This is a genomic window from Roseovarius dicentrarchi, from assembly GCF_003316635.1.
GTDB classification, from domain to species: domain Bacteria; phylum Pseudomonadota; class Alphaproteobacteria; order Rhodobacterales; family Rhodobacteraceae; genus Roseovarius; species Roseovarius dicentrarchi.
Window position 1 is genome coordinate 129,530 of the sequence record NZ_QNQP01000004.1, and the last position, 19,201, is coordinate 148,730.

General features: G+C 63.9%; 20 protein-coding genes. 12 read left to right on the forward strand and 8 right to left on the reverse strand.

Annotated features, from left to right (window positions below):
* Window positions 1–53: 53 nt before the first annotated feature.
* Window positions 54–2,069, reverse strand: coding sequence for a transketolase (gene tkt, locus DQ230_RS04225; protein ID WP_113911257.1), 2,016 nt, complete (start codon window positions 2,067–2,069; stop codon window positions 54–56).
* A 215-nt stretch (window positions 2,070–2,284) separates the two neighbouring features.
* Between tkt and DQ230_RS04230 the strand changes: the two genes are divergently transcribed.
* The 3 genes from DQ230_RS04230 (at window position 2,285) to DQ230_RS04240 (ending at window position 5,762) form a co-directional block, all read left to right on the forward strand.
* Window positions 2,285–2,863 carry a hypothetical protein gene (locus DQ230_RS04230; protein ID WP_113911258.1) on the forward strand — a complete coding sequence of 193 codons (579 nt, stop codon included), beginning with the start codon at window positions 2,285–2,287 and terminating at the stop codon, window positions 2,861–2,863.
* A complete protein-coding gene (locus tag DQ230_RS04235) occupies window positions 2,863–3,258 on the forward strand; it encodes a cell division protein ZapA (RefSeq protein WP_113911259.1) in 396 nt (131 codons plus the stop codon). Before DQ230_RS04230 ends, DQ230_RS04235 begins: the two co-directional genes overlap by 1 nt.
* A gap of 122 nt (window positions 3,259–3,380) precedes the next feature.
* Window positions 3,381–5,762: an ATP-dependent helicase gene (locus tag DQ230_RS04240; protein WP_113911260.1), complete on the forward strand. Its 2,382-nt coding sequence runs from the start codon at window positions 3,381–3,383 to the stop codon at window positions 5,760–5,762.
* A 93-nt stretch (window positions 5,763–5,855) separates the two neighbouring features.
* On the opposite strand, the gene DQ230_RS04245 is transcribed toward DQ230_RS04240, so the two are convergent.
* Entirely contained in the window at window positions 5,856–6,575 is a 720-nt protein-coding gene (locus tag DQ230_RS04245) for a Bax inhibitor-1/YccA family protein (protein ID WP_113911350.1), read from the reverse strand.
* 149 nt (window positions 6,576–6,724) lie between these two features.
* On the reverse strand, window positions 6,725–7,684 hold the full coding sequence (locus tag DQ230_RS04250) for an NADPH:quinone oxidoreductase family protein (RefSeq protein WP_113911351.1): 960 nt from the start codon (window positions 7,682–7,684) through the stop codon (window positions 6,725–6,727).
* Window positions 7,685–8,004: 320 nt separating this feature from the next.
* Between DQ230_RS04250 and DQ230_RS04260 the strand changes: the two genes are divergently transcribed.
* From DQ230_RS04260 to DQ230_RS04270, 3 genes are all read left to right on the forward strand, one after another.
* A complete protein-coding gene (locus tag DQ230_RS04260; protein ID WP_113911262.1) occupies window positions 8,005–8,388 on the forward strand; it encodes a helix-turn-helix domain-containing protein in 384 nt (127 codons plus the stop codon).
* 116 nt (window positions 8,389–8,504) lie between these two features.
* Window positions 8,505–9,338: an inositol monophosphatase family protein gene (locus DQ230_RS04265; RefSeq protein WP_113911263.1), complete on the forward strand. Its 834-nt coding sequence runs from the start codon at window positions 8,505–8,507 to the stop codon at window positions 9,336–9,338.
* A gap of 164 nt (window positions 9,339–9,502) precedes the next feature.
* Window positions 9,503–9,871: a CAP domain-containing protein gene (locus DQ230_RS04270; protein ID WP_238987417.1), complete on the forward strand. Its 369-nt coding sequence runs from the start codon at window positions 9,503–9,505 to the stop codon at window positions 9,869–9,871.
* A 12-nt stretch (window positions 9,872–9,883) separates the two neighbouring features.
* Here the strand turns inward: DQ230_RS04270 and DQ230_RS04275 are convergent, their stop codons facing one another.
* Entirely contained in the window at window positions 9,884–10,138 is a 255-nt protein-coding gene (locus DQ230_RS04275) for a hypothetical protein (protein WP_113911264.1), read from the reverse strand.
* A gap of 175 nt (window positions 10,139–10,313) precedes the next feature.
* Between DQ230_RS04275 and mgtE the strand changes: the two genes are divergently transcribed.
* Window positions 10,314–11,711 carry a magnesium transporter gene (gene mgtE, locus DQ230_RS04280; RefSeq protein WP_113911353.1) on the forward strand — a complete coding sequence of 466 codons (1,398 nt, stop codon included), beginning with the start codon at window positions 10,314–10,316 and terminating at the stop codon, window positions 11,709–11,711.
* Window positions 11,708–12,274: a 5-formyltetrahydrofolate cyclo-ligase gene (locus DQ230_RS04285; protein WP_113911265.1), complete on the forward strand. Its 567-nt coding sequence runs from the start codon at window positions 11,708–11,710 to the stop codon at window positions 12,272–12,274. The genes mgtE and DQ230_RS04285 overlap by 4 nt, the downstream gene beginning before the upstream one ends.
* A 444-nt stretch (window positions 12,275–12,718) precedes the next feature.
* Here the strand turns inward: DQ230_RS04285 and DQ230_RS04290 are convergent, their stop codons facing one another.
* A complete protein-coding gene (locus DQ230_RS04290; protein WP_113911266.1) occupies window positions 12,719–12,901 on the reverse strand; it encodes a hypothetical protein in 183 nt (60 codons plus the stop codon).
* A gap of 184 nt (window positions 12,902–13,085) precedes the next feature.
* On the opposite strand from DQ230_RS04290, the gene DQ230_RS04295 reads away from it, so the two are divergent.
* Window positions 13,086–13,532, forward strand: a complete 447-nt coding sequence (locus tag DQ230_RS04295) for a type II toxin-antitoxin system RatA family toxin (RefSeq protein ID WP_113911267.1) — start codon at window positions 13,086–13,088, stop codon at window positions 13,530–13,532.
* On the opposite strand, the gene DQ230_RS04300 is transcribed toward DQ230_RS04295, so the two are convergent.
* Genes DQ230_RS04300 through DQ230_RS04310 form a run of 3 tightly spaced genes read right to left on the reverse strand, consistent with a single transcriptional unit; the run spans window position 13,521 to window position 15,636 of the window.
* The gene (locus DQ230_RS04300; protein WP_113911268.1) at window positions 13,521–14,003 is read right to left on the reverse strand and encodes a CinA family protein; all 483 of its coding nucleotides are present in this window, start codon (window positions 14,001–14,003) and stop codon (window positions 13,521–13,523) included. The genes DQ230_RS04295 and DQ230_RS04300 overlap by 12 nt on opposite strands.
* Window positions 14,000–14,497: a phosphatidylglycerophosphatase A family protein gene (locus tag DQ230_RS04305; RefSeq protein ID WP_113911269.1), complete on the reverse strand. Its 498-nt coding sequence runs from the start codon at window positions 14,495–14,497 to the stop codon at window positions 14,000–14,002. The genes DQ230_RS04300 and DQ230_RS04305 overlap by 4 nt, the downstream gene beginning before the upstream one ends.
* Window positions 14,494–15,636, reverse strand: coding sequence for a bifunctional 2-C-methyl-D-erythritol 4-phosphate cytidylyltransferase/2-C-methyl-D-erythritol 2,4-cyclodiphosphate synthase (locus DQ230_RS04310; protein WP_113911270.1), 1,143 nt, complete (start codon window positions 15,634–15,636; stop codon window positions 14,494–14,496). Before DQ230_RS04310 ends, DQ230_RS04305 begins: the two co-directional genes overlap by 4 nt.
* A gap of 94 nt (window positions 15,637–15,730) precedes the next feature.
* On the opposite strand from DQ230_RS04310, the gene dusB reads away from it, so the two are divergent.
* The 3 genes from dusB to DQ230_RS04325 are packed head-to-tail and all read left to right on the forward strand — an operon-like array spanning window position 15,731 to window position 19,130.
* On the forward strand, window positions 15,731–16,720 hold the full coding sequence (dusB, locus tag DQ230_RS04315) for a tRNA dihydrouridine synthase DusB (RefSeq protein ID WP_113911271.1): 990 nt from the start codon (window positions 15,731–15,733) through the stop codon (window positions 16,718–16,720).
* Window positions 16,717–17,784 carry a two-component system sensor histidine kinase NtrB gene (locus tag DQ230_RS04320; protein WP_113911272.1) on the forward strand — a complete coding sequence of 356 codons (1,068 nt, stop codon included), beginning with the start codon at window positions 16,717–16,719 and terminating at the stop codon, window positions 17,782–17,784. Before dusB ends, DQ230_RS04320 begins: the two co-directional genes overlap by 4 nt.
* Window positions 17,784–19,130: a response regulator gene (locus tag DQ230_RS04325; RefSeq protein WP_113911273.1), complete on the forward strand. Its 1,347-nt coding sequence runs from the start codon at window positions 17,784–17,786 to the stop codon at window positions 19,128–19,130. Before DQ230_RS04320 ends, DQ230_RS04325 begins: the two co-directional genes overlap by 1 nt.
* Window positions 19,131–19,201: the final 71 nt, after the last annotated feature.

The following is a 19,201-nucleotide window of genomic DNA, read 5'->3' on the forward strand; positions in this document are numbered from 1 at the left end:
ATTTTCTTGAGCGGCGAGGGGTGGGAAGGCTGAAATACAGCCTTCCCAAAGTCTTACAGCAAGGACTTCACCTTCTCGGCGACCGCCTCGGCGGTGATGCCGAATTGTTCATAGAGTTCCTCGGCAGGGGCAGACGCACCGAAACCTTCCATGCCGACAAAGCCGGATTTCGTCTCGCGCCCGCGTTCACCGCACAGCCAGCGATCCCAGCCTTGACGCGCGGCGGCCTCAACGGCGACGCGCACGGGGCCGGCAGGCAGAACCTTGCGGCGGGTGGCCTCGTCCTGCGCCTCGAACAGCTCCCAGCAGGGCATGGAGACGACGCGCGTGCCGATGCCTTCGCCCTGTAGCAGATCGCGCGCCTTCATCGCGATTTCCACCTCCGAGCCGGTCGCCATGATGATCGCCTGACGTTTGCCCTCTGCGTCGGCCAGCACATAGGCACCCTCCGCAGTCAGGTTCTTGTTGCGATGCTCAAGGCGCAGCGTCGGTACGTTCTGGCGCGTCAGCGACAGGACCGAAGGCGTCTCCTTGGATGTCAGCGCCAGTTCCCACGCCTCGGCCGTTTCCACCGTATCACAGGGGCGGAATACCCAGGTGTTGGGCGTTGCGCGGCTGATCGCCAGATGCTCAACCGGCTGGTGTGTCGGGCCATCCTCGCCCAGTCCGATGCTGTCATGGGTCATCACGAACACGGTCGGAATCCGCATCAACGCGGCAAGGCGCATGGCGGGGCGGGCATAGTCGGTAAAGCACATGAAGGTGCCGCCATAGGGCCGGATGCCGCCATGCAGCGCCATGCCGTTCATCGCGGCGGCCATGCCATGCTCGCGGATGCCCCAATAGACATACCGACCCTTGCGATTGTCGGTGTCAAACACGCCCAGATCGCCGGTTTTGGTATTGTTCGAGCCGGTGAGATCGGCTGAGCCGCCCACGGTTTCGGGCATGATCGGGTTGACGATTTCCAGCACCATCTCGCTGGATTTGCGGGTGGCAACCTTGGGCGCCTCTTCGCTGATCTGCTTTTTCAGCGCCTTGATGCGCGCGCTCAGCGTTTTGGGTGCCTCGCGGTCAAAAATGCGGGTGAATTCCTTTTGCCGACGCTCGGACGCCTCGGCGAAACGGGACTCCCACGCCTCGCGCTCGGATTTGCCTTTAGCGCCAATCGCTTCCCACGCTGTCTTGATGTCACCGGGCACCTCGAACGGGCCGGTTGTCCAGCCATAGGCCGCTTTGGCGGCGGCCATCTGATCGGCGTCGGTCAGCGCGCCGTGGCCCTTGGAGGTATCCTGCGCCGCGTGCCCCAGCGCGATATGCGTCTTGCAGGCGATCATGGTGGGTTTCTTCGAGGTCTTCGCCTTGGTGATCGCCTCGTCGATCTGGGCGGGATCGTGTCCGTCAATCTCGATCACCTGCCAGTTCGCGGCGCGGAAACGTTTGACCTGATCGGTGCGATCCGACAACGACACCTTGCCGTCGATGGTGATGTCGTTGTTGTCCCAGAACACGATCAGTTTGCCCAAGCTGTGGCGCCCCGCCAGCGTGATCGCCTCCTGGCTGATCCCCTCCATCAGGCAGCCGTCACCGGCGATGACATAGGTATGGTGGTCCACCAGCTTGCGACCATAGCGCGCGCGCAGCATCTCCTCGGCCATGGCGAAGCCGACCGAATTGGCGATGCCCTGGCCCAGCGGGCCGGTCGTGGTCTCGATCCCCTTGGCGTGGCCGTATTCGGGGTGGCCCGCCGTGATCGCGCCCCATTGGCGGAAATTCTTGACCTGCTCCAGCGTCATGTCCTCGTAGCCGGTCAGGTGCAGCAACGAATAAAGCAGCATCGACCCGTGGCCAGCACTGAGGATGAACCGGTCACGATCTGGCCAATCAGGGGCAGAGGCGTCGAATTTCAGATGCTTTTCGTACAGCACTGTGGCAACATCGGCCATGCCCATGGGCATCCCCGAATGGCCCGAATTGGCCGCATGAACCGCATCCAGCGTCAGGGCGCGTATGGCGGTTGCTTTGGACCAGTGATCGGGGTTGGCTTGGGCGAGGGCAGCGATATCCACGGGCAGGGGTATCCTTATGGCAGGGATGATTTGCACAGGCTGAATATCAGCCCGCGCCCAAAGATCAAGCGCCGCCATGGCCGCAGCGGGCGCCAGGGCGCCGGCGCGCGCAAGAGGGGAAGCCTTTTTGCCTGTCGTTGGGTACACTTGCGCCAAACGTCAGGGGGCGGCGATTCGGCGCGCGTCCCGGCACAATAGATGAGGACACGCTAAGGATGAGCGATATCGACGCAATGCAGGGCCGGATCATGGCCGCGCTGGACCGGATCGGGCAGGGGCTCGATGTGCTTGCAGAGGACAAGGGCGATACCGAGCTTGAGGGCCTGCGCCAGCAGCTCGATGACGAATTGCAGGCCAATGCCCAGCTGGAGCAGCGCGTAACGCAGCTGAGCGCCCGCGCGAGCGAGGCCGAGGACGAAGCGCGCGCCGCCAGGGAGGCGCAGGCCGCCGACGCCGCCGCGCGCACTGCCGCACAGCAGGAACGGGCGCAGACCATGACGCAGCTGGACGCCGAGCTTCAGTCCCTGCGCGCGGCCAACCAGACGTTGCGCGACAACAACGCGGCCCTGCGCGCGGCCAATGCCGAAGGGGTGGCCAAGCCCGAGTTGATCAACGCCTCGCTGATGGCCGAGCTGGACGGCCTGCGCGCCGCGCGCGCCGCAGATCGCGCCGAGATGGACGTCATCCTGTCCGAGCTGAGCCAGATCATCGCCAGCAAGGCGCCCGCCAGCAGCTCCGATGCCGCCAAATCCGGCGCGGCAGTTCCGAACGCGGCCCTCAAGGAGGATGTATAATGCCCGAGATTGATATCGAAATCGGCGGACGCAGCTTTCAGGTTTCCTGTCAGGAGGGCGAAGAGCATTATCTGTATTCAGCCGCCAAGATGCTGGACGACGAGGCCACAGTTCTGTCAGCCCAGATTGGCCGCATCCCCGAGCCGCGCATGCTGCTGATGGCCGGCCTGATGCTGGCCGACAAGACCGCCGGGCTGGAGGACAAGCTGCGCGAGATTGAGGACCAGTTGGCCGGAAAAGACGCCGAGCTGGAGCAGTTGCGCAACATGCCCCCACCCGAGCCGGAGCGGGTCGAAGTGCCGGTTGTGCCCACTTCCGTCACCGACACGCTGGCCGAAATCGCCGCGCGGGCCGAGGCGTTGGCCGAAACGATCGACGGGCAGAAGGCGGGGTAGGCCGCTCTGGCCGCGCTGGCGACACAGGTGGCCGGGCAGGGTCTGGCCATTTTCGCGCAGCGCGTGGAACATAGGCCGAACATCTCTTTTACTCTGGCCCCGATATCGTTAGGATCGCGCGCATGAACAGCTTTGACGAATCCGACGCCTTTGAGGGCGCTTCGCTGTCCGCGCGCGCGATGGCCGCGCGGGGGGCGCCTTACCTGGACGGTTTAAACCCCGAGCAACGCCTTGCGGTCGAGACGATGGACGGCCCGGTTCTGATGCTGGCCGGGGCCGGCACGGGCAAGACCAAGGCGTTGACGACGCGCATCGTGCATCTGCTGAACACAGGCCGCGCCCAGCCGAACGAGGTGCTGGCCGTCACTTTTACCAACAAGGCCGCGCGCGAGATGAAAAACCGCGTTGGCGCGCTCTTGGGCCAATCCATCGAGGGGATGCCGTGGCTGGGCACCTTCCATTCGATCTGCGTCAAGCTGCTGCGCCGCCACGCCGAGCTGATCGGGGTTCAGGGACCGGGCCGCGAGGTCACGCTGAAATCGAACTTTACCATTCTGGACACCGACGATCAGCTGCGCCTGCTGAAACAGCTGGTGCAGGCCGCAGGCATCGACGACAAACGCTGGCCTGCGCGGCAGTTGGCCGGGGTCATCGACCACTGGAAAAACCGCGCCTGGACCCCCGATAAGGTGCCTGCCGCCGAGGCGGGGGCCTATAACGGCAAGGCGGTCCAGTTCTACAAGGAATATCAGCGCCGCCTGATCGAGTTGAACGCCGTCGATTTTGGCGATCTGCTGCTGCATGTGGTTACCATTTTTCAGACCCATGATGATATCTTGCAAAAATATCAGCGCTGGTTCCGCTACATTCTGGTGGACGAGTATCAGGATACCAACGTGGCCCAATATATGTGGCTGCGTCTGCTGGCAGGCGGGCACAAGAATATCTGCTGCGTCGGCGATGACGATCAGTCGATCTATGGCTGGCGCGGCGCCGAGGTGGGCAATATCCTGCGGTTCGAAAAGGATTTTCCCGGCGCGCATGTTGTCCGGCTGGAGCAGAATTACCGCTCGACCCCGCATATTCTGGCCGCGGCCTCGGGCGTGATTGCGGGCAATCAGGGCCGTCTGGGCAAGGAGCTGTGGACCGATGTGCAGGACGGCGAAAAGGTCCGCCTGATCGGCCATTGGGACGGCGATGAGGAGGCCCGCTGGATCGGCGAGGAGATTGAGGCGATGCAGCGCGGCACACGCGGCCTGCGCCAATTCAGTCTGGACGAGATGGCGATTCTGGTGCGCGCATCACACCAGATGCGCGCGTTTGAGGACCGGTTTCTGACCATCGGCCTGCCATATCGCGTCATCGGCGGCCCGCGTTTTTACGAGCGGCTCGAAATCCGCGACGCCATGGCCTATTTCCGCTGCGTAACCAGCCCCAGCGACGATCTGGCGTTCGAGCGGATCGTGAACACGCCCAAGCGCGGGCTGGGCGACAAGGCGCAGCAGAAAATTCAGATGACCGCCCGCGAGAATGGCGTTCCGCTGATTCAGGGCGCCCGGATTTTGCTGGAGGAAAAGGGCCTTGGCGGCAAGGGCGCCAAGGAGTTGGCGACGCTTCTGGATGGTCTGGCCCGCTGGGGCCGCATGGCCGGGGACGCGGAGGTCAGCCATATCGAACTGGCCGGGATCATTCTGGACGAGTCCGGCTACACCGAGATGTGGCAAAACGACAAGACGCCAGAGGCACCGGGCCGGCTGGAAAACCTCAAGGAACTGGTCAAGGCGCTGGAAAACTTCGAAAACCTGACCGGATTTCTGGAGCATGTCAGCCTGATCATGGACAATGAGAGCGATAATGAGGGCGCCAAGGTGTCGATCATGACGCTGCACGCCGCCAAGGGCCTGGAATTTCCCGCCGTGTTCCTGCCGGGCTGGGAGGATGGGCTGTTCCCCTCGCAACGCTCGATGGACGAAAGCGGTCTGAAAGGCGTCGAGGAGGAGCGTCGCCTTGCCTATGTCGGCATCACCCGCGCCGAGGAAATCTGCACCATTTCCTTTGCCGGTAATCGGCGGGTCTTCGGTCAGTGGCAATCGTCGCTGCCGTCGCGTTTCATCGACGAGTTGCCAGAGGCGCATGTCGATGTGCTGACGCCGCCCGGTCTGTATGGCGGCGGCTACGGCGCGGCGGGCATGGCGGGGGACGTGCAGAACAGCATTGACGCCAAGGTGGCAGATGCCAACGTCTATAACTCCCCCGGTTGGCGCCGGATGCAGGCCCGCTCCGGCCAGCGGCCGGTGTCGCAACCGCGCGAGGCGAAATCGCCGGTGATCGACATGGCTGCCACGTCATCGCACACGGTAGGCGAGCGGGTTTTTCACCAGAAATTCGGCTATGGCGAAGTGATGGCGATCGAAGGCGACAAGCTGGAGATCGAATTTGACAAGGCCGGCACAAAGAAGGTCGTCGCCCGATTTGTCACCAGCCCGGATGACGTGCCGTTCTAAAGTCCGGTGCGGCAAACCGCCCGGCGCATAAAGAAGCCTGCCAAGACATAATCCTGGCAGGCTTTTTCCGGAGTTGAAGCTCTTGCTTCAGGCTTATTCGCGGTTGCCCATGAGTTGCAGCAAGAACATGAACATGTTGATGAAGTCGAGATAAAGACGCAGCGCGCCCATGATCGCCGATTTGCCCAACCACTCGCTGTCGCCCTGTGCGGCATGGGCCAGATATTCGTTCTTGATTGACTGCGTGTCATAGGCCGTGAGGCCAGCAAAGATCAGCACGCCAATTATCGAGATGGCGAACATGATCGCAGGCGAGCCAAGAAAAATGTTCACGATCGATGCGACGATCAGGCCGATCACGCCCATGATCAGGAAACTGCCCCAACCCGAGATGTCCTTTTGCGTGGTATAGCCCCACAGCGACAGGCCCGCGAACGCAATCGAAGTGGTCAGAAACACCTGAGCAATCGAGAAATCTGTGTAGATCACAAAGATATAGCTCAACGAGATGCCCATGACGGTGGCGAACGCGTAAAAGAACAGCTGCGCGGCGGCGGCGGACAGTTTGTTGATGACGGCGCCGAAGGCAAACACCATGATCAGCGGCGCAAACATCACGATCCAGCGGGTGATCCCGGTGAACAGCGTCTCCATCATGTAGGCATTGTTGCCCACCGCCCAAGCGGCCAGAAACGTCAGCGCCATGCCCACGGACATCGTGCCGTAGACCTTGTTCATATGGGTCCGCAGCCCCTGGTCAATCTGGGCGGAGCGGGTCCTGCCCGCCGTCCGGATTGTGTTATATTCAGCCATCTGTGCCTCCGAGTTGATGTGCCAGACCCCGGTCAGGGGCTTTGCAGTCAATATCGGGGGCCGGGGGCGTTATTTCAAGGCTTTTCGGTCCATGATTTGCGCGTCATTTTGCCAGAATGCCCGCCAAGCGTGGCACCGCAACCATGAACTCACATAGTGATAACAACCTTGCCCGTGGATTGGCGTGTGCGCAGCAGATCCAGTGCATCAAGTGTGCGCGCCAGCGGATAGGTGTGGTGCGCGCGCGGGCGGATGCGCCCATCCGCGGCCCAGTTCAGAAGGGTGCGCAGTGATTGCGTCACCAGATCAGGCGCGAAGGTCAGATATCCGCCCCAGTAGAGGCCCATCACCGTCACGTTCTTGACCAGCAGATGATTTGCCGGGATCTGGGGTATGTCGCCGCTGGCAAAGCCGATGGACAGAATGCGCGCCTCGGGGCGGCAGGCGCGGAAGGCGGCGGTAAACTGATCGCCGCCGACGGGATCATAAACAACATCGGCGCCGCCCAGATCCTTGGTCATCTGGCGAATGTCATCGGTTTCCGCGTCAATCAGGTGGTCGGCACCGGCAGCGCGGGCTGCATCCAGCTTGGCCGCGCCGCGCGCGCAGGCGATGACGCGCGCGCCCATCGCCTTGCCGATTTCAACGGCGGTCAGGCCAACACCGCCCGCCGCCCCCAGCACCAGAAGCGTTTCGCCGGGGCGCAGCCGCGCGCGATGCTCCAGCGCAAGGTGGGACGTGCCATAGGCAATCTGAAACGCGGCAGCCGCCTCGAACGTCAGGGCATCCGGCAGGGGAGTCGCGCGGCTTGCGTCGAAACACCCGTACTCCGCCAGCCCGCCATGGCCGCCATAAACCGCCACCCGCGTGCCGATGGCGGGCCCCTCCACACCGGCGCCAAGCGCATCAACGGTTCCAGCAACCTCCATCCCCATGGTGAAGGGCAGGGGCGGCATGTCCTGATAGCTGCCTTTGATCATCAACAGATCCGCAAAATTCAGCCCGCATGCATGGATTCGCAGACGAATTTGTCCGGGGGCCGGATCTGGCACTGGACACTCGGTCAGCGCCGGGGGCGTGTCATGTGCCGTCAGGCGTAGCGCGCGCATGGTCATCGTATCTCCGGCTTCGTCAGGGCTTGAAAACAAGGCAGATGCGGGCAAAGTTGCCGCCTGATTGCACATTGGTCAATGGGCGCAGTCCTGTCAATTTTTGTGTCGGCGTGCCAAATATTGCACGCCTGTACCCGCTTAAATTGATTGTGATGCGAACAAACAGCCCGCTGGATGTAATAATTGTTGAAAAATATCCCTCCGGTGTTAATCTTTGCGCCACGTTTACAAGTATATTTATGGTGGACGTGCAGGGCTGCGCCTGGGAATTTCATCCTGCGCTGCATGATCTGAACTGCCGAAAAAAGGACTAAAATATGCCCCATCTGGTCGATATTCACGTTGGCAAGCGCATCCGGCACCGGCGCTGGCTGGCAGGCATGACGCAGCAGCAACTGGCTGAAAGCGTTGGGATAAAATTCCAGCAGATCCAAAAATACGAAACCGGGGCCAACCGCGTCAGCGCGTCGCGGCTTTGGGATATTGCGGCGGCTATGGATGTGAATGTCGCCTTCTTTTTCGAAGGGATGGAAGCCGCGCAGAACGCCGCCGAAGACGCGGCACCCGCTGTAAAGGGCAGCCCGGCCTATATCCTGGGCGACAAGGAGGCGCTGGATCTGGTGCGCTCCTACTACGCCATCCCGGAAAACCAGCGGCGCCGTCTGTTTGATCTGGCCCGCGTGCTAAGCGACGTCGCCTGACCTGCAAAGTGGCGGCGCGCGCAGGTGAATTACACTGGCCGGGCGCGCCGGCGGCTTGAGTTACCACGTGTCACGGCCTAGTCAGGGCGCAATATTTCCGCGCAAGGACGTGTGCCATGACAGCTTCCGATACCTCATTTAACGGCGATTCGGATGACATCATCGCCGTCGCGCATTTGCTGGCGGATGCGGCGCGCGCGGCGATCCTGCCCTATTTCAGGACGGGCTGCCTGACGACTGAAAATAAATTGGCCCCCGGCGCCATGGGCGACGGGGGTTTTGATCCGGTAACAGCCGCAGATCGCGCGGCAGAGCGTGCGATGCGCGACATTCTGGCCCGGCGGCGCCCCGAGGATGGCATCCTGGGCGAGGAGTTTGGCAGCAGTGACGGGACCAGCGGCCTGACCTGGGTGCTGGACCCGATCGACGGCACGCGCGGCTTTATTGCCGGAACGCCCACCTGGGGGGTACTGATTGCCGCGGTGACGGCGCAGGGGCCAGTTTACGGGCTGATTGACCAGCCGTATATTGGCGAACGCTTCGAAGGCGGATTTGGCCGCGCGCACATGATCGGCCCATTGGGACAGAGAAGCCTTCTGGCGGGCAGCGACCGGCCTTTGGGCGCCGCGACGGTGATGACAACCTTTCCCGCCGTTGGCACCCCGGCCGAGGGGGCGGCTTTTGCCGAAGTCGCCGCGCAGGCGCAAATTGTGCGCTATGGATGCGATTGCTATGCCTACGCGCTTTTGGCGCTGGGCCAGGTTGATCTGGTGATCGAGGCCGGGCTGAATGCCCATGATATTTGCGCGCCGATCGCGGTGATTGAGGCCGCTGGCGGAATTGTCACCGACTGGCAGGGGGGATCTGCCGCAAATGGCGGGCGCATCGTAGCCGCCGCCAGCGCAATGCAGCACGATGCGGCGCTCAGGATTCTGGCGCAGGTCGAGTGATTGGCGAAGAAGGGCCGCACGCCGACATCAGAATCAGGCTGGTCCAGCGCCGAATGGCTCGTTACCTTGCAAGCCAGCCTTTAAAGGGGAGTCAGACGGTGCGCCTTTTCGTTGCTTTATTTCTTGGTCTTTTCTTCAGCAGCACATTGGCGAGCGCCGAAGACATGAGCAGCGCCGCCCTTGGCCAGACCAATGCAATTCGCGCCGATGCCGGGCTGACCCCGCTGAGCAGTAGCGCCGCACTGGGCCGTGCCGCGGCAGGCCATGCGCGCGACATGGCGCAGAACGGATTTTTCAGCCATACTGGATCGAACGGGTCCGGCATTGGCGACCGGGCGCGCGCGGTCGGCTATGGCTTTTGCTTTATTGCAGAGAATATCGCCCAGGGGCAGAGCAGCGTGGACGAGGTCATGACCGGCTGGATGAATTCCACGGGCCATCGCCGCAACATCCTGAGCGAGGGCGCGCGCGAATATGCGCTGGTGCGCGAGGGCGACATCTGGGTGATGATGCTGGGCCGTCCGGGCTGTTGATGAGCCGGCAGGCTATCCGCCAAAGAATTTCGGCTTCAGGCGCAGAAGCGTCTCGCAGATTTGCGATGTCAGGCTTTGCGCCAGCCCCATCGCCTCCTGATGGGCGCCATGGCCGGTGCTGACGGCCGCCTCGATCGTGGCCGATTGCACCAATGCTGCGACCAGATCCGGATGCTTTGCTGCGTATTCGGCGCCAAATTCGGCCTCGATGGCGGCAATGGCCGCGCGCAGGTGGCGTGCGGCGGCTGGCGGGGTGTCGGGGGTCATCTGCTGGCTCTCCTGTGAATTTGACGCCCTTGGCAAGCTAGGGCAAAGCCGCTGCCCGGCGAGGGGCCGGGATCGCGTAAATTTCAACCGATGACCTTCGCGCTGCACGTTGTTTTTCACGCGGCCATTGCGTAAAGCTGCACAGATCAACGAAACGCGCACCGCGGGAGAGCAGATGACCGACCAGGACCACACCCCGGACGCTGCCGCCCCCGAGGCCGAGCGCGACGATGTCTACGAGCTGGACCGGCAGGCGGTCGCGCGGATCATCCATGCGGTTGATAACCAAGACCGAACCGGGCTGATCGCAGAGCTTGAACCGCTGCACGCGGCCGATATCGCCGACCTGCTGGAGCAGATCGACGCCTTTAACCGGCGGCGCCTGATCGAGCTGTATGGCGACGAGTTCGATGGCGAAATCCTGTCTGAATTGCAGGATTCGATCCGCGAGGAGGTGCTGCGCTACCTCAACCCCGAAGTTCTGGCCGATGCGGTCCGCGAGCTGGACAGCGACGACGTGGTTGACCTGATCGAGGATCTGGAAGGCCACGAACAGGACGCCATCCTGGAAGTGCTGGAAGACAGCGACCGCATTGCCGTGCGCCAGTCGCTGTCATACCCCGAATATTCGGCCGGGCGTCTGATGCAGCGCGAATTCGTGATGGCGCCTGAGCATTGGAATGTCGGCGAAGCCATTGATTACATGCGCAATCAGCAGGAGCTGCCCGAGCAGTTCTATCACATCATGCTGGTCGATCCCAAACTGCATCCCATCGGCAACGTCACTTTGGGCAAGCTGATGTCATCGCGCCGTGAGGTCATGCTGAAATCCTTGGTCGAGGATACATTCCACGTGATCCCGGTTGCGCAATACGAGGGCGATGTTGCCTATGCGTTCAACCAGTATCATCTGATCTCCGCCCCCGTGGTGGATGAAAATGACCGTCTGGTTGGCGTGATCACCATAGACGATGCCATGGCCGTGTTGGACGAGGAGCACGAGGAAGACATCCTGCGCCTTGCCGGTGTTGGCGAAGGCGGGTTGAACGACAACTTCTTTGAAACGACAAAACAGCGGTTTCCGTGGCTGGCGGTGAATTTGGTGACGGCGATCCTTGCGTCGCTGGTCATCGCACAGTTCGAGGCGACCATCGCGCAATTTGTGGCGCTGGCCGTGCTGATGCCGATTGTTGCGTCAATGGGTGGCAATGCCGGCACGCAGAGCCTGACCGTGTCGGTCCGGTCGATTGCGACGCGCGATCTGACTGGATCGAACGTGTGGCGCGTGATCCGGCGCGAGGTGATGGTGGGGCTGATAAACGGCGTGATTTTTGCCGTGGTGATGGGCGTGATCGGCGTGGTCTGGTTCGGCAGTCCGGCGCTTGGCTATGTCATTGGCGCGGCGATGATCATCAACCTTGTCATCGCCGGGTTTGCAGGAACGGGCATTCCTGTGGTGCTGGAGAAAATCGGCGTCGATCCGGCGCTTGCCTCCGGGGCATTTGTGACGACGGTGACGGACGTGGTTGGGTTCCTTGCGTTTCTGGGCCTTGCCGCGTTGTTTTTGCTATGAGCAGTCTGGCAGACATCAAAGCGGCCGCGCGCAAGGCTGCGTTCGCCCGTCGCAAAGCGGCACATGACGCCAGAACAGGCGCGTCTGCCGGGTATCTGAGCGAGGTGTTGGCAGGCTATCGCGGCGCGACTGTGGCCGGCTACATGCCAATCCGGACAGAGATTGATCCGCTTCCTGCGATGGCAGAGGCGGCGGCGCATGGCCCGGTGTGCGTGCCGGTGATCATGGGGGAGGGGCAGGCGCTCAAATTCTCGCGCTGGACACCCGGCGGCGCAATGAAGGATGGCCCATTCGGTGCGCGCATCCCGGCGGCGGACGATTTCATCACGCCGGAAATCCTGATCGTACCGCTGGTCGCGTTCGACCGCGCGGGGGGGCGTCTGGGCTATGGCGGTGGATTCTACGATCGCACTTTGGAGGGCTTGCGCGCGGCGGGCAGTGCGCTGGCTATCGGGTTTGCCTATGCAGCGCAGGAGGCGGAGAATTTGCCGCTGGAGCCGACGGACCAGCCGCTCGATATGATCGTGACGGAGCGGGATATCATCGAGTTCGGGCGCGCCTGACCGATAGTCGGCACCCGGTTTATAGTGCAGGCGCCAGCGGATGGTGGACCAGCCCCATATTCGTATCGCCGCAAGTGGTCGATCAGGCGGCTTTCCCGGCCAATGCCGAATGGCGACGATGCCAATTACAGAATCCGCTGATGTAGTCCAGATCCCCCTCTGGGCCTGCCGTCTTGTCGGTCATGCCCGTCGCCATATCGGTTCTGCGTTTATCGCTGCCCGGCTGGTCATGTGAGCGGCGGGCTGCTTTCGGGCAGCGCGAAGATGCCTTGCTTTTGCAGGACCGCGCAGCGGCACCTGTCCCATATCGGCAGGATGGCTTCGGGCGGGATCGCGGATGTTTTAGAGACGAAACTATGGTAAAGTCAGGAGCGGCAAGGGTGAAAACGGTGCTGCGGAAAAACCGGGCGCCGCCTCATACCGTTTTCCGATCAGGCAATTACATCAGGGCCGATAGCCGCGCCGCTGGGATGGGTCCGGGCTGAGCGCGTCGGGCCAGCCAAAGAAATGCTCGAACGCGTATAGCGCGATGCAGACCGCGATTATGGCCAGCACGAATTTGACCCGGCCGGCACTGGGCGGGTTGCGCGCCCAGCGGACGGCGCGCAGCAGCCAATGCCCGTTCATGGAAACTGCCCTGTGTTGTGCATCAGCTTTGCCATGCAGCCGATCGATATCACGTCCAAAATTGGAAACCTCTTGCCATGTGCGGCGCCGCGCGCGTGCGGCTATCCGTCCCGTGCCTCTTGTGTTTTGCGGCGCAGTCTATGACATAGGGCCTATCTGTCACGTTAAAACAGCGGAGCGGTTCGTGCCCACCCATTCTGAGACCCGCCACATGCCCTACAGCGCGCAGCAGATGTATGATCTGGTTGCAGATGTCGGAAATTACCCCGATTTCCTGCCTTGGACCTCTGCCGCGCGCGTCAAGAGCCGGACAGAACAGCGGGACGGCAGCGAAGTGATGGAGGCGGATCTGGTCATCAGCTTCAAGGTGTTCCGCGAGAAATTTGCCAGCCGCGTGGTCCTGTGGCCCGAAGACAAAAAGATCGATACCAGATATCTGGACGGACCGTTCAAGCATATGGTGTCGAACTGGAAATTCACCGACACGGAGGGCGGCTGCGACGTTGATTTCCACGTTGATTTCGAGTTTCGCAACCGGCTGCTGCAATCGGCGGCGGGGCTGTTTTTCTACGAGGCGATGCAGCGCATCGTGCGCGCGTTCGAGCGGCGCGCGCACGCCCTATACGGCTGAGCCATCCCGCAGCGCGCACAGTAGCAGCGCCAGCGCGTGATCGCGCGCGGCCTGCCTGACCGCGTCCCTGCCCAGCGGCCCGAATTCCAGGGTTTCGACGTGAACAGGCGCACCCGCGCGGGCGAGACCAAAACATACACGCCCCTCGGGCTTGACCTCCGATCCGCCGGGTCCGGCAATGCCGGTGATCGAAACGGCCAGTTGCGCCAGTGAATTGCGCAGCGCCCCTTGCGCCATTTCGCCCGCGACCTCGTCGCTGACCGCGCCAAAGGCGTCCAGCGTTTCGGGGCTGACGTCCAGCATCTGAATTTTCGCGGCGTTGGAGTAGGTGACAAAGCCCCGCTCGACCACATCCGAGCTGCCCGGAACCGCGGTCAGGGCCGCCATCACCATGCCGCCGGTGCAGCTTTCGGCGGCGGCGATCATCACGCCCTCGGCGCGGGCGCGCGCCAGTATGTCGCCCGCGCTCATATCATGATCACCAGGTGGAACAGCGCCGCCAGCATCACCACGAAAAATGCCGCCAGCACGCCGGCGATCACATCGTCCATCATTACGCCAAAGGGCGTATTGCGCTTGTCAGCCCAGCCGATAGGGCCGGGTTTGAAGATATCCAGCAATCGAAACAGCACGAATGCCGCGATCCAGCCCGGCCATAGTGCAAAGATCGACGCGCCCATCATCGACGCGCCAAAGGATAGCGGCAGCAATGCGATCCACTGGCCCACGACTTCGTCAACCACCACGTAAGACGGATCGTGATCGTCCTGCCAGCGTGTGATCTGCGTGGTGGCCCAAAGCCCCTCGAAAAAGATAGCGATGATCGCAATCACCAGCAGCCAGGGCCCGCCGATCAGATGCAGCAGCGCCGCCATCGGCAGCGCGACCAGCGATCCCCATGTGCCGGGCGCCGGGCGCAAATACCCAACGCCGCCGATGGTTGCGACAAACCATGCGGTCTTCATTGCTGCACCAGCAGAACGGTGGCCAGCGCGGCGATGCCTTCCTCGCGGCCGGTGAAGCCCAGACGCTCGGACGTGGTCGCCTTGACGGATATGCGGCCCAGTGCCAGCCCGGTCATCTGGGCAAGCGCGTCCTGCATCGCGCCCGCAACCGGCCCGATCTTTGGCCGCTCGCACACCAGTGTGAGGTCCATGTTGCTGATCGCAAAACCCTTTTTTGACGCCAGCGCAACGGCGTGGCGCAAAAAGATGTGGCTTTCCGCGCCTTTCCACTGCGGGTCGGATGGCGGGAAATGCCGCCCGATATCGCCCTCGGCCAGCGCGCCATAGATCGCGTCCGACAGCGCGTGCAGGCCCACATCGGCGTCCGAATGGCCTTGCAACCCGCGATCATGCGGCACGGCCACGCCGCAAAGCATCACATGATCGCCCGGCCCGAAGCGGTGGACGTCATAGCCGTTGCCGATGCGAATATCCATGTTACCTCTCAACGGTGGGGTCAGCAGGGCCTCGGCCCGCGCGAAATCGGGGGGGTGGGTGATCTTGAGGTTATCCTCATCGCCCGGCACGATCACCACGTCAAGCCCGGCAGCCCGCGCCACCGCCACATCATCGGGCGCGTCGCCCGAATGGCTGCGGTGCGCGGCGAGGATTGCCGCAAAATCAAAGCCTTGCGGCGTCTGCGCCCGGTACAGCCCGGCGCGGTCGCGTGTGCCGGTGACGCAGGCGTTTTCCCCGGTCCAGAGGGCATCCGTCACCGCCAGTGCAGGCGCCGCAGCCTGCGCCGTGTCCAGCGCGCGCAGCACGCGCCGGATCAGCGCCGCAGGAACGCAAGGACGCGCAACATCGTGGATCAGAACACGGGTAAAGCCGTGGCCCGCCAGCGCCTCAAGCCCGGCACGGACGGAGGCCGCGCGGGTGGCGCCGCCGACGGTGGCGCTTACGTTTCTGGGCGGTGAAAACCCTTCAATATCGGCAGGATGCAGGACGACCTTGATGTGATCCACCTCTGCCAGATCCTGAAACGCGCGCAGCGTCCAGTCGATCACGCGCGCGCCTGCCAGTGGCTGCCACTGCTTTGGCCGGTCCCCTCCGGCGCGGGTGCCGCGCCCGGCGGCGACAATCAGGGCTGCGCATGTCATGGCCGCACCATACTGCGCTGCTGCGCGCCCTGCAATTCATTGCGCGCGGCGCCTGCGCCGGATAAAGAGGCGGCGTGGATGTAGGAACCGGCCCATGCCCCTGATTTTGACCGATACGCCCCTGTCGTCGCCGGTTCTGCTGGCGCCGCTGGCGGGCATCACCGATCTGCCGTTTCGCAATCTGGTCCACGGGTTTGGCGTGGGTCTGGTGGTCAGCGAAATGATCGCCAGCCGCGAGATGGTCACGGCCCGCCCCGACATGCGCGACAAGGCCGAGCTGGGCTTTGGCGCGGCGGCAACGGCGGTGCAGCTGGCCGGCTGCGAGGCGCACTGGATGGCCGAGGCGGCCCGCATGGCCGAGGCGAATGGCGCGCGCATCATCGACATCAACATGGGCTGCCCGGCAAAGAAGGTGACGCGCACGCGCGGCTTTGGCGCTGCCGGATCGGCGCTTATGCGCAGCCCTGACCACGCGCTGGGCCTGATAGAGGCGGTCATTGGCGCGGTGTCGGTGCCTGTCACGCTGAAAATGCGGCTGGGCTGGGATGACAGCCTGCTGAATGCCCCTGATATCGCGCGCCGGGCCGAGGCGGCGGGCATCCGCATGGTCACGATCCACGGGCGCACGCGCTGCCAGTTCTACAAGGGGCGCGCCGACTGGGCCGCCATCGCGGCGGTCAAGGATGCGGTACGCATTCCGGTCATTGCCAATGGCGACATCGTTGATGCGCGCAGCGCCCGGCGCGCGCTGGCGCAGTCGGGCGCCGACGGTGTGATGATCGGGCGCGGCGCGCAGGGGCGGCCCTGGGCGCTGGCCGAGGTGGCCCATCAGATTTGTGGCACGCCTGCGCCGGACATCCCCCGGGGCGCCGCGCTGGCTGATATGATCGCCGGCCATTACGAAGCGATGCTGGGCTTTTACGGCACGGATCTGGGCCTACGCGTCGCGCGCAAACATCTGGGCTGGTATCTGGAGGGCAGCGATGCACAGCTGCGCCGCGCGATCCTGACGGCGGATGATCCGCGTGATGCGCTGCGGCTGCTGCCCTGCGCGATATCCTCGCAACCTGCGCTGGCCGCATGAGCGGGCTGGACCACGCGGTTTGGGATGCGCTGCCGCTGCCCGCGCTGGTGCTGGATGACGCGGGGCGCGTATCGCGGATCAATCCGGCGGCAGAAGGGTTCCTGAACGTCTCGAACCGTGCGGCAGAGGGGGCGGGCCTGTGGGATCTGTTGCAGGTTGCCGCACCGCCCGACGCGGCGCTGCTGCGCGCCCGGTCCGATGGCAGGCCGCTGTTTGTCAACGACGTGTGTATCGGCGCCGGGCGCGCGGCGCCGGTGCGGTGCAGCCTGTCTGTGGCGCCGCTGGAGGGCGGAATTGGCGCGGCACTGGTCGTTGCCACGCCGCGCGATATGGCCGGTCAGGGCATGCAGGACGGGTCGGCCCGGATGGCCACGCGCAGCGCCATCGGCATGACCGAAATGCTGGCGCATGAGATCAAGAATCCGCTGGCCGGCATCACCGGCGCGGCGCAACTGCTGTCGATGACGCTGGGCGCGGCTGATCGCGAGCTGACGGATCTGATCGTCGGCGAAAGCCGCCGCATTGCGGCGCTGCTGGATCAGGTCGAGCGGTTCGGGAACCCGGCCGCGCCCGATCTGCGCGCGGTCAACATCCACGATGTACTGACGCGCGCCCGGCGCAGCGCGCAACTGGGTTTTGCCGCCGACATGACGATGATCGAGGAGTATGATCCGTCGCTGCCGGACGCGCTGGCCGATGCGGGCATGCTGCAACAGGTCGTCGACAACCTGATCAAGAACGCGGTCGAGGCGGCAGGCGGCCGCGCCGGCACCATCCGCCTGCGCAGCCGGTTCGAACAGGGCGCGCCGGTGCGCGGTGACGCGGGCAAACGGCTGCCGCTTGTGATCGAGGTCGTCGATGACGGCCCCGGCGTGCCCGAGGCCCTGCGCGACGCCCTGTTCGAGCCGTTCGTGTCGGGCCGCGAGGATGGCACCGGGCTGGGCCTTGCCATTGCCGCGCGCATTATCGAGGGGCATGGCGGCTGGATCGCGGTCGCGTCGGCGCCCGGACATACGGTATTTCGCGTGTCGCTGCCCATGGCCAGCGCGGCGGGGCGGCGCTGATGGACGGCACGGTTTTGGTGGCCGATGACGACCGCAGCATTCGCACGGTCCTGACGCAGGCGCTGACGCGGGCGGGGTGCAAGGTGCATGCCACGTCCAGCCTGACCACGCTGATGCGCTGGGTGGGCGAGGGGCTGGGCGATGCGGTGATCACAGATGTGGCCATGCCAGACGGCAACGGTCTGGAAATGCTGCCGAAAATCGCACAGGACCGCCCCGGCCTTCCGGTTATCGTGATCTCGGCGCGCAATACGGTGATGACGGCCATTCGCGCGGCCGAGGCGGGCGCGTGGGATTATTTGCCCAAACCCTTCGACTTGCCGGACCTGATGGCGCGCACCGCCCGCGCGCTGGACAGCCAGCGCGCCGCGCCCGCCACCGCGCCAGAGCCTGCGCCGACCGAGCTGCCCCTCATCGGTCAGACGGTGCCGATGCAGGCGCTGTACCGTGCGCTGGCGCGGGCGATACAGTCGGATTTGCCCGTATGGATTTCGGGTGAGCAGGGCACGGGCAAGTCCATGATCGCGCGCGCCATCCATGATCAGTCGCCGCGCCATGCGCTGCCATTTCAGGTGGTGGCGCCGGGTGATCTGGGGCCGGGCGGTGCGGTCGAGAATATGCTTGACCATGCGGGGGGCGGCACGCTGGTTCTGGACGGGCTGCATGACGTGGATGCTGGCGCGCAGGCGCAGGCGCTTTATCTGGTGGATGCGGTGGCGGCGCTGCCCGCCGCCACGCGGCCGCGGCTGATGGCCACCGCCCAGCCGGGGCAGGGCGCGCAGGGGCTGCGTGCCGATCTGTTCCACCGGCTGGCGGGCGCTGTGATCGACGTGCCGCCGATGCGCGAACGGACCGGCGATGTGGCGCTGCTGGCGACGCATTTTCTGTATCTGGCCGAGGTGGCGGGCGCTCCGCCGCGCCGGCTGAGCCCGGATGCGCTGGAGGTTTTGCGCGGCCATGACTGGCCCGGCAATGTCCGCGAATTGGGCAATACGATGCACCGTCTGGCATGGGCCGCCCGCGCGCCGCTGGTTTCAGCCGCCGAGGCGGCGGAGGCGCTGCAACCGGGTCCAGCCGCCGCAGCCCCGGTGCAGCAAACGCTGCCCGGTGCCGTCGCGCAGCATGTGCAGCGCTATTTTGACCTGCACGGTCAGGAATTGCCGCCAGACGGCCTTTATCACCGGCTTCTGGCCGAGTTCGAGGCGCCACTGCTGCGCATTGCGCTTGACGCAGTCGGGGGCAATCAGGCGCGCTGCGCCGCGCTTTTGGGGATAAACCGGAATACATTGCGCAAAAAACTGACGGCGCTGGATATTGAGGTGACACGCGGTCCCAAGTTGATGTAAAAGCGCAACAGACCTGTGTCGTTTTGGGGCCGCGCCCTGATATGCGCACCGGATATAGTGGGCGCGCCGGC

Coding starts and splice junctions, on each gene's coding strand:
- DQ230_RS04235 (WP_113911259.1), top strand. CDS start 2,863: ATGCCCGAGATTGATATCGAAATCGGCGGACGCAGCTTTCAGGTTTCC.
- dusB (WP_113911271.1), top strand. CDS start 15,731: ATGCCCCTGATTTTGACCGATACGCCCCTGTCGTCGCCGGTTCTGCTG.
- DQ230_RS04230 (WP_113911258.1), top strand. CDS start 2,285: ATGAGCGATATCGACGCAATGCAGGGCCGGATCATGGCCGCGCTGGAC.
- DQ230_RS04270 (WP_238987417.1), top strand. CDS start 9,503: ATGAGCAGCGCCGCCCTTGGCCAGACCAATGCAATTCGCGCCGATGCC.
- DQ230_RS04240 (WP_113911260.1), top strand. CDS start 3,381: ATGAACAGCTTTGACGAATCCGACGCCTTTGAGGGCGCTTCGCTGTCC.
- DQ230_RS04290 (WP_113911266.1), bottom strand. CDS start 12,901: ATGAACGGGCATTGGCTGCTGCGCGCCGTCCGCTGGGCGCGCAACCCG.
- DQ230_RS04245 (WP_113911350.1), bottom strand. CDS start 6,575: ATGGCTGAATATAACACAATCCGGACGGCGGGCAGGACCCGCTCCGCC.
- DQ230_RS04265 (WP_113911263.1), top strand. CDS start 8,505: ATGACAGCTTCCGATACCTCATTTAACGGCGATTCGGATGACATCATC.
- DQ230_RS04250 (WP_113911351.1), bottom strand. CDS start 7,684: ATGCGCGCGCTACGCCTGACGGCACATGACACGCCCCCGGCGCTGACC.
- DQ230_RS04305 (WP_113911269.1), bottom strand. CDS start 14,497: ATGAAGACCGCATGGTTTGTCGCAACCATCGGCGGCGTTGGGTATTTG.
- DQ230_RS04320 (WP_113911272.1), top strand. CDS start 16,717: ATGAGCGGGCTGGACCACGCGGTTTGGGATGCGCTGCCGCTGCCCGCG.
- DQ230_RS04285 (WP_113911265.1), top strand. CDS start 11,708: ATGAGCAGTCTGGCAGACATCAAAGCGGCCGCGCGCAAGGCTGCGTTC.
- DQ230_RS04310 (WP_113911270.1), bottom strand. CDS start 15,636: ATGACATGCGCAGCCCTGATTGTCGCCGCCGGGCGCGGCACCCGCGCC.
- DQ230_RS04325 (WP_113911273.1), top strand. CDS start 17,784: ATGGACGGCACGGTTTTGGTGGCCGATGACGACCGCAGCATTCGCACG.
- DQ230_RS04275 (WP_113911264.1), bottom strand. CDS start 10,138: ATGACCCCCGACACCCCGCCAGCCGCCGCACGCCACCTGCGCGCGGCC.
- DQ230_RS04260 (WP_113911262.1), top strand. CDS start 8,005: ATGCCCCATCTGGTCGATATTCACGTTGGCAAGCGCATCCGGCACCGG.
- mgtE (WP_113911353.1), top strand. CDS start 10,314: ATGACCGACCAGGACCACACCCCGGACGCTGCCGCCCCCGAGGCCGAG.
- DQ230_RS04300 (WP_113911268.1), bottom strand. CDS start 14,003: ATGAGCGCGGGCGACATACTGGCGCGCGCCCGCGCCGAGGGCGTGATG.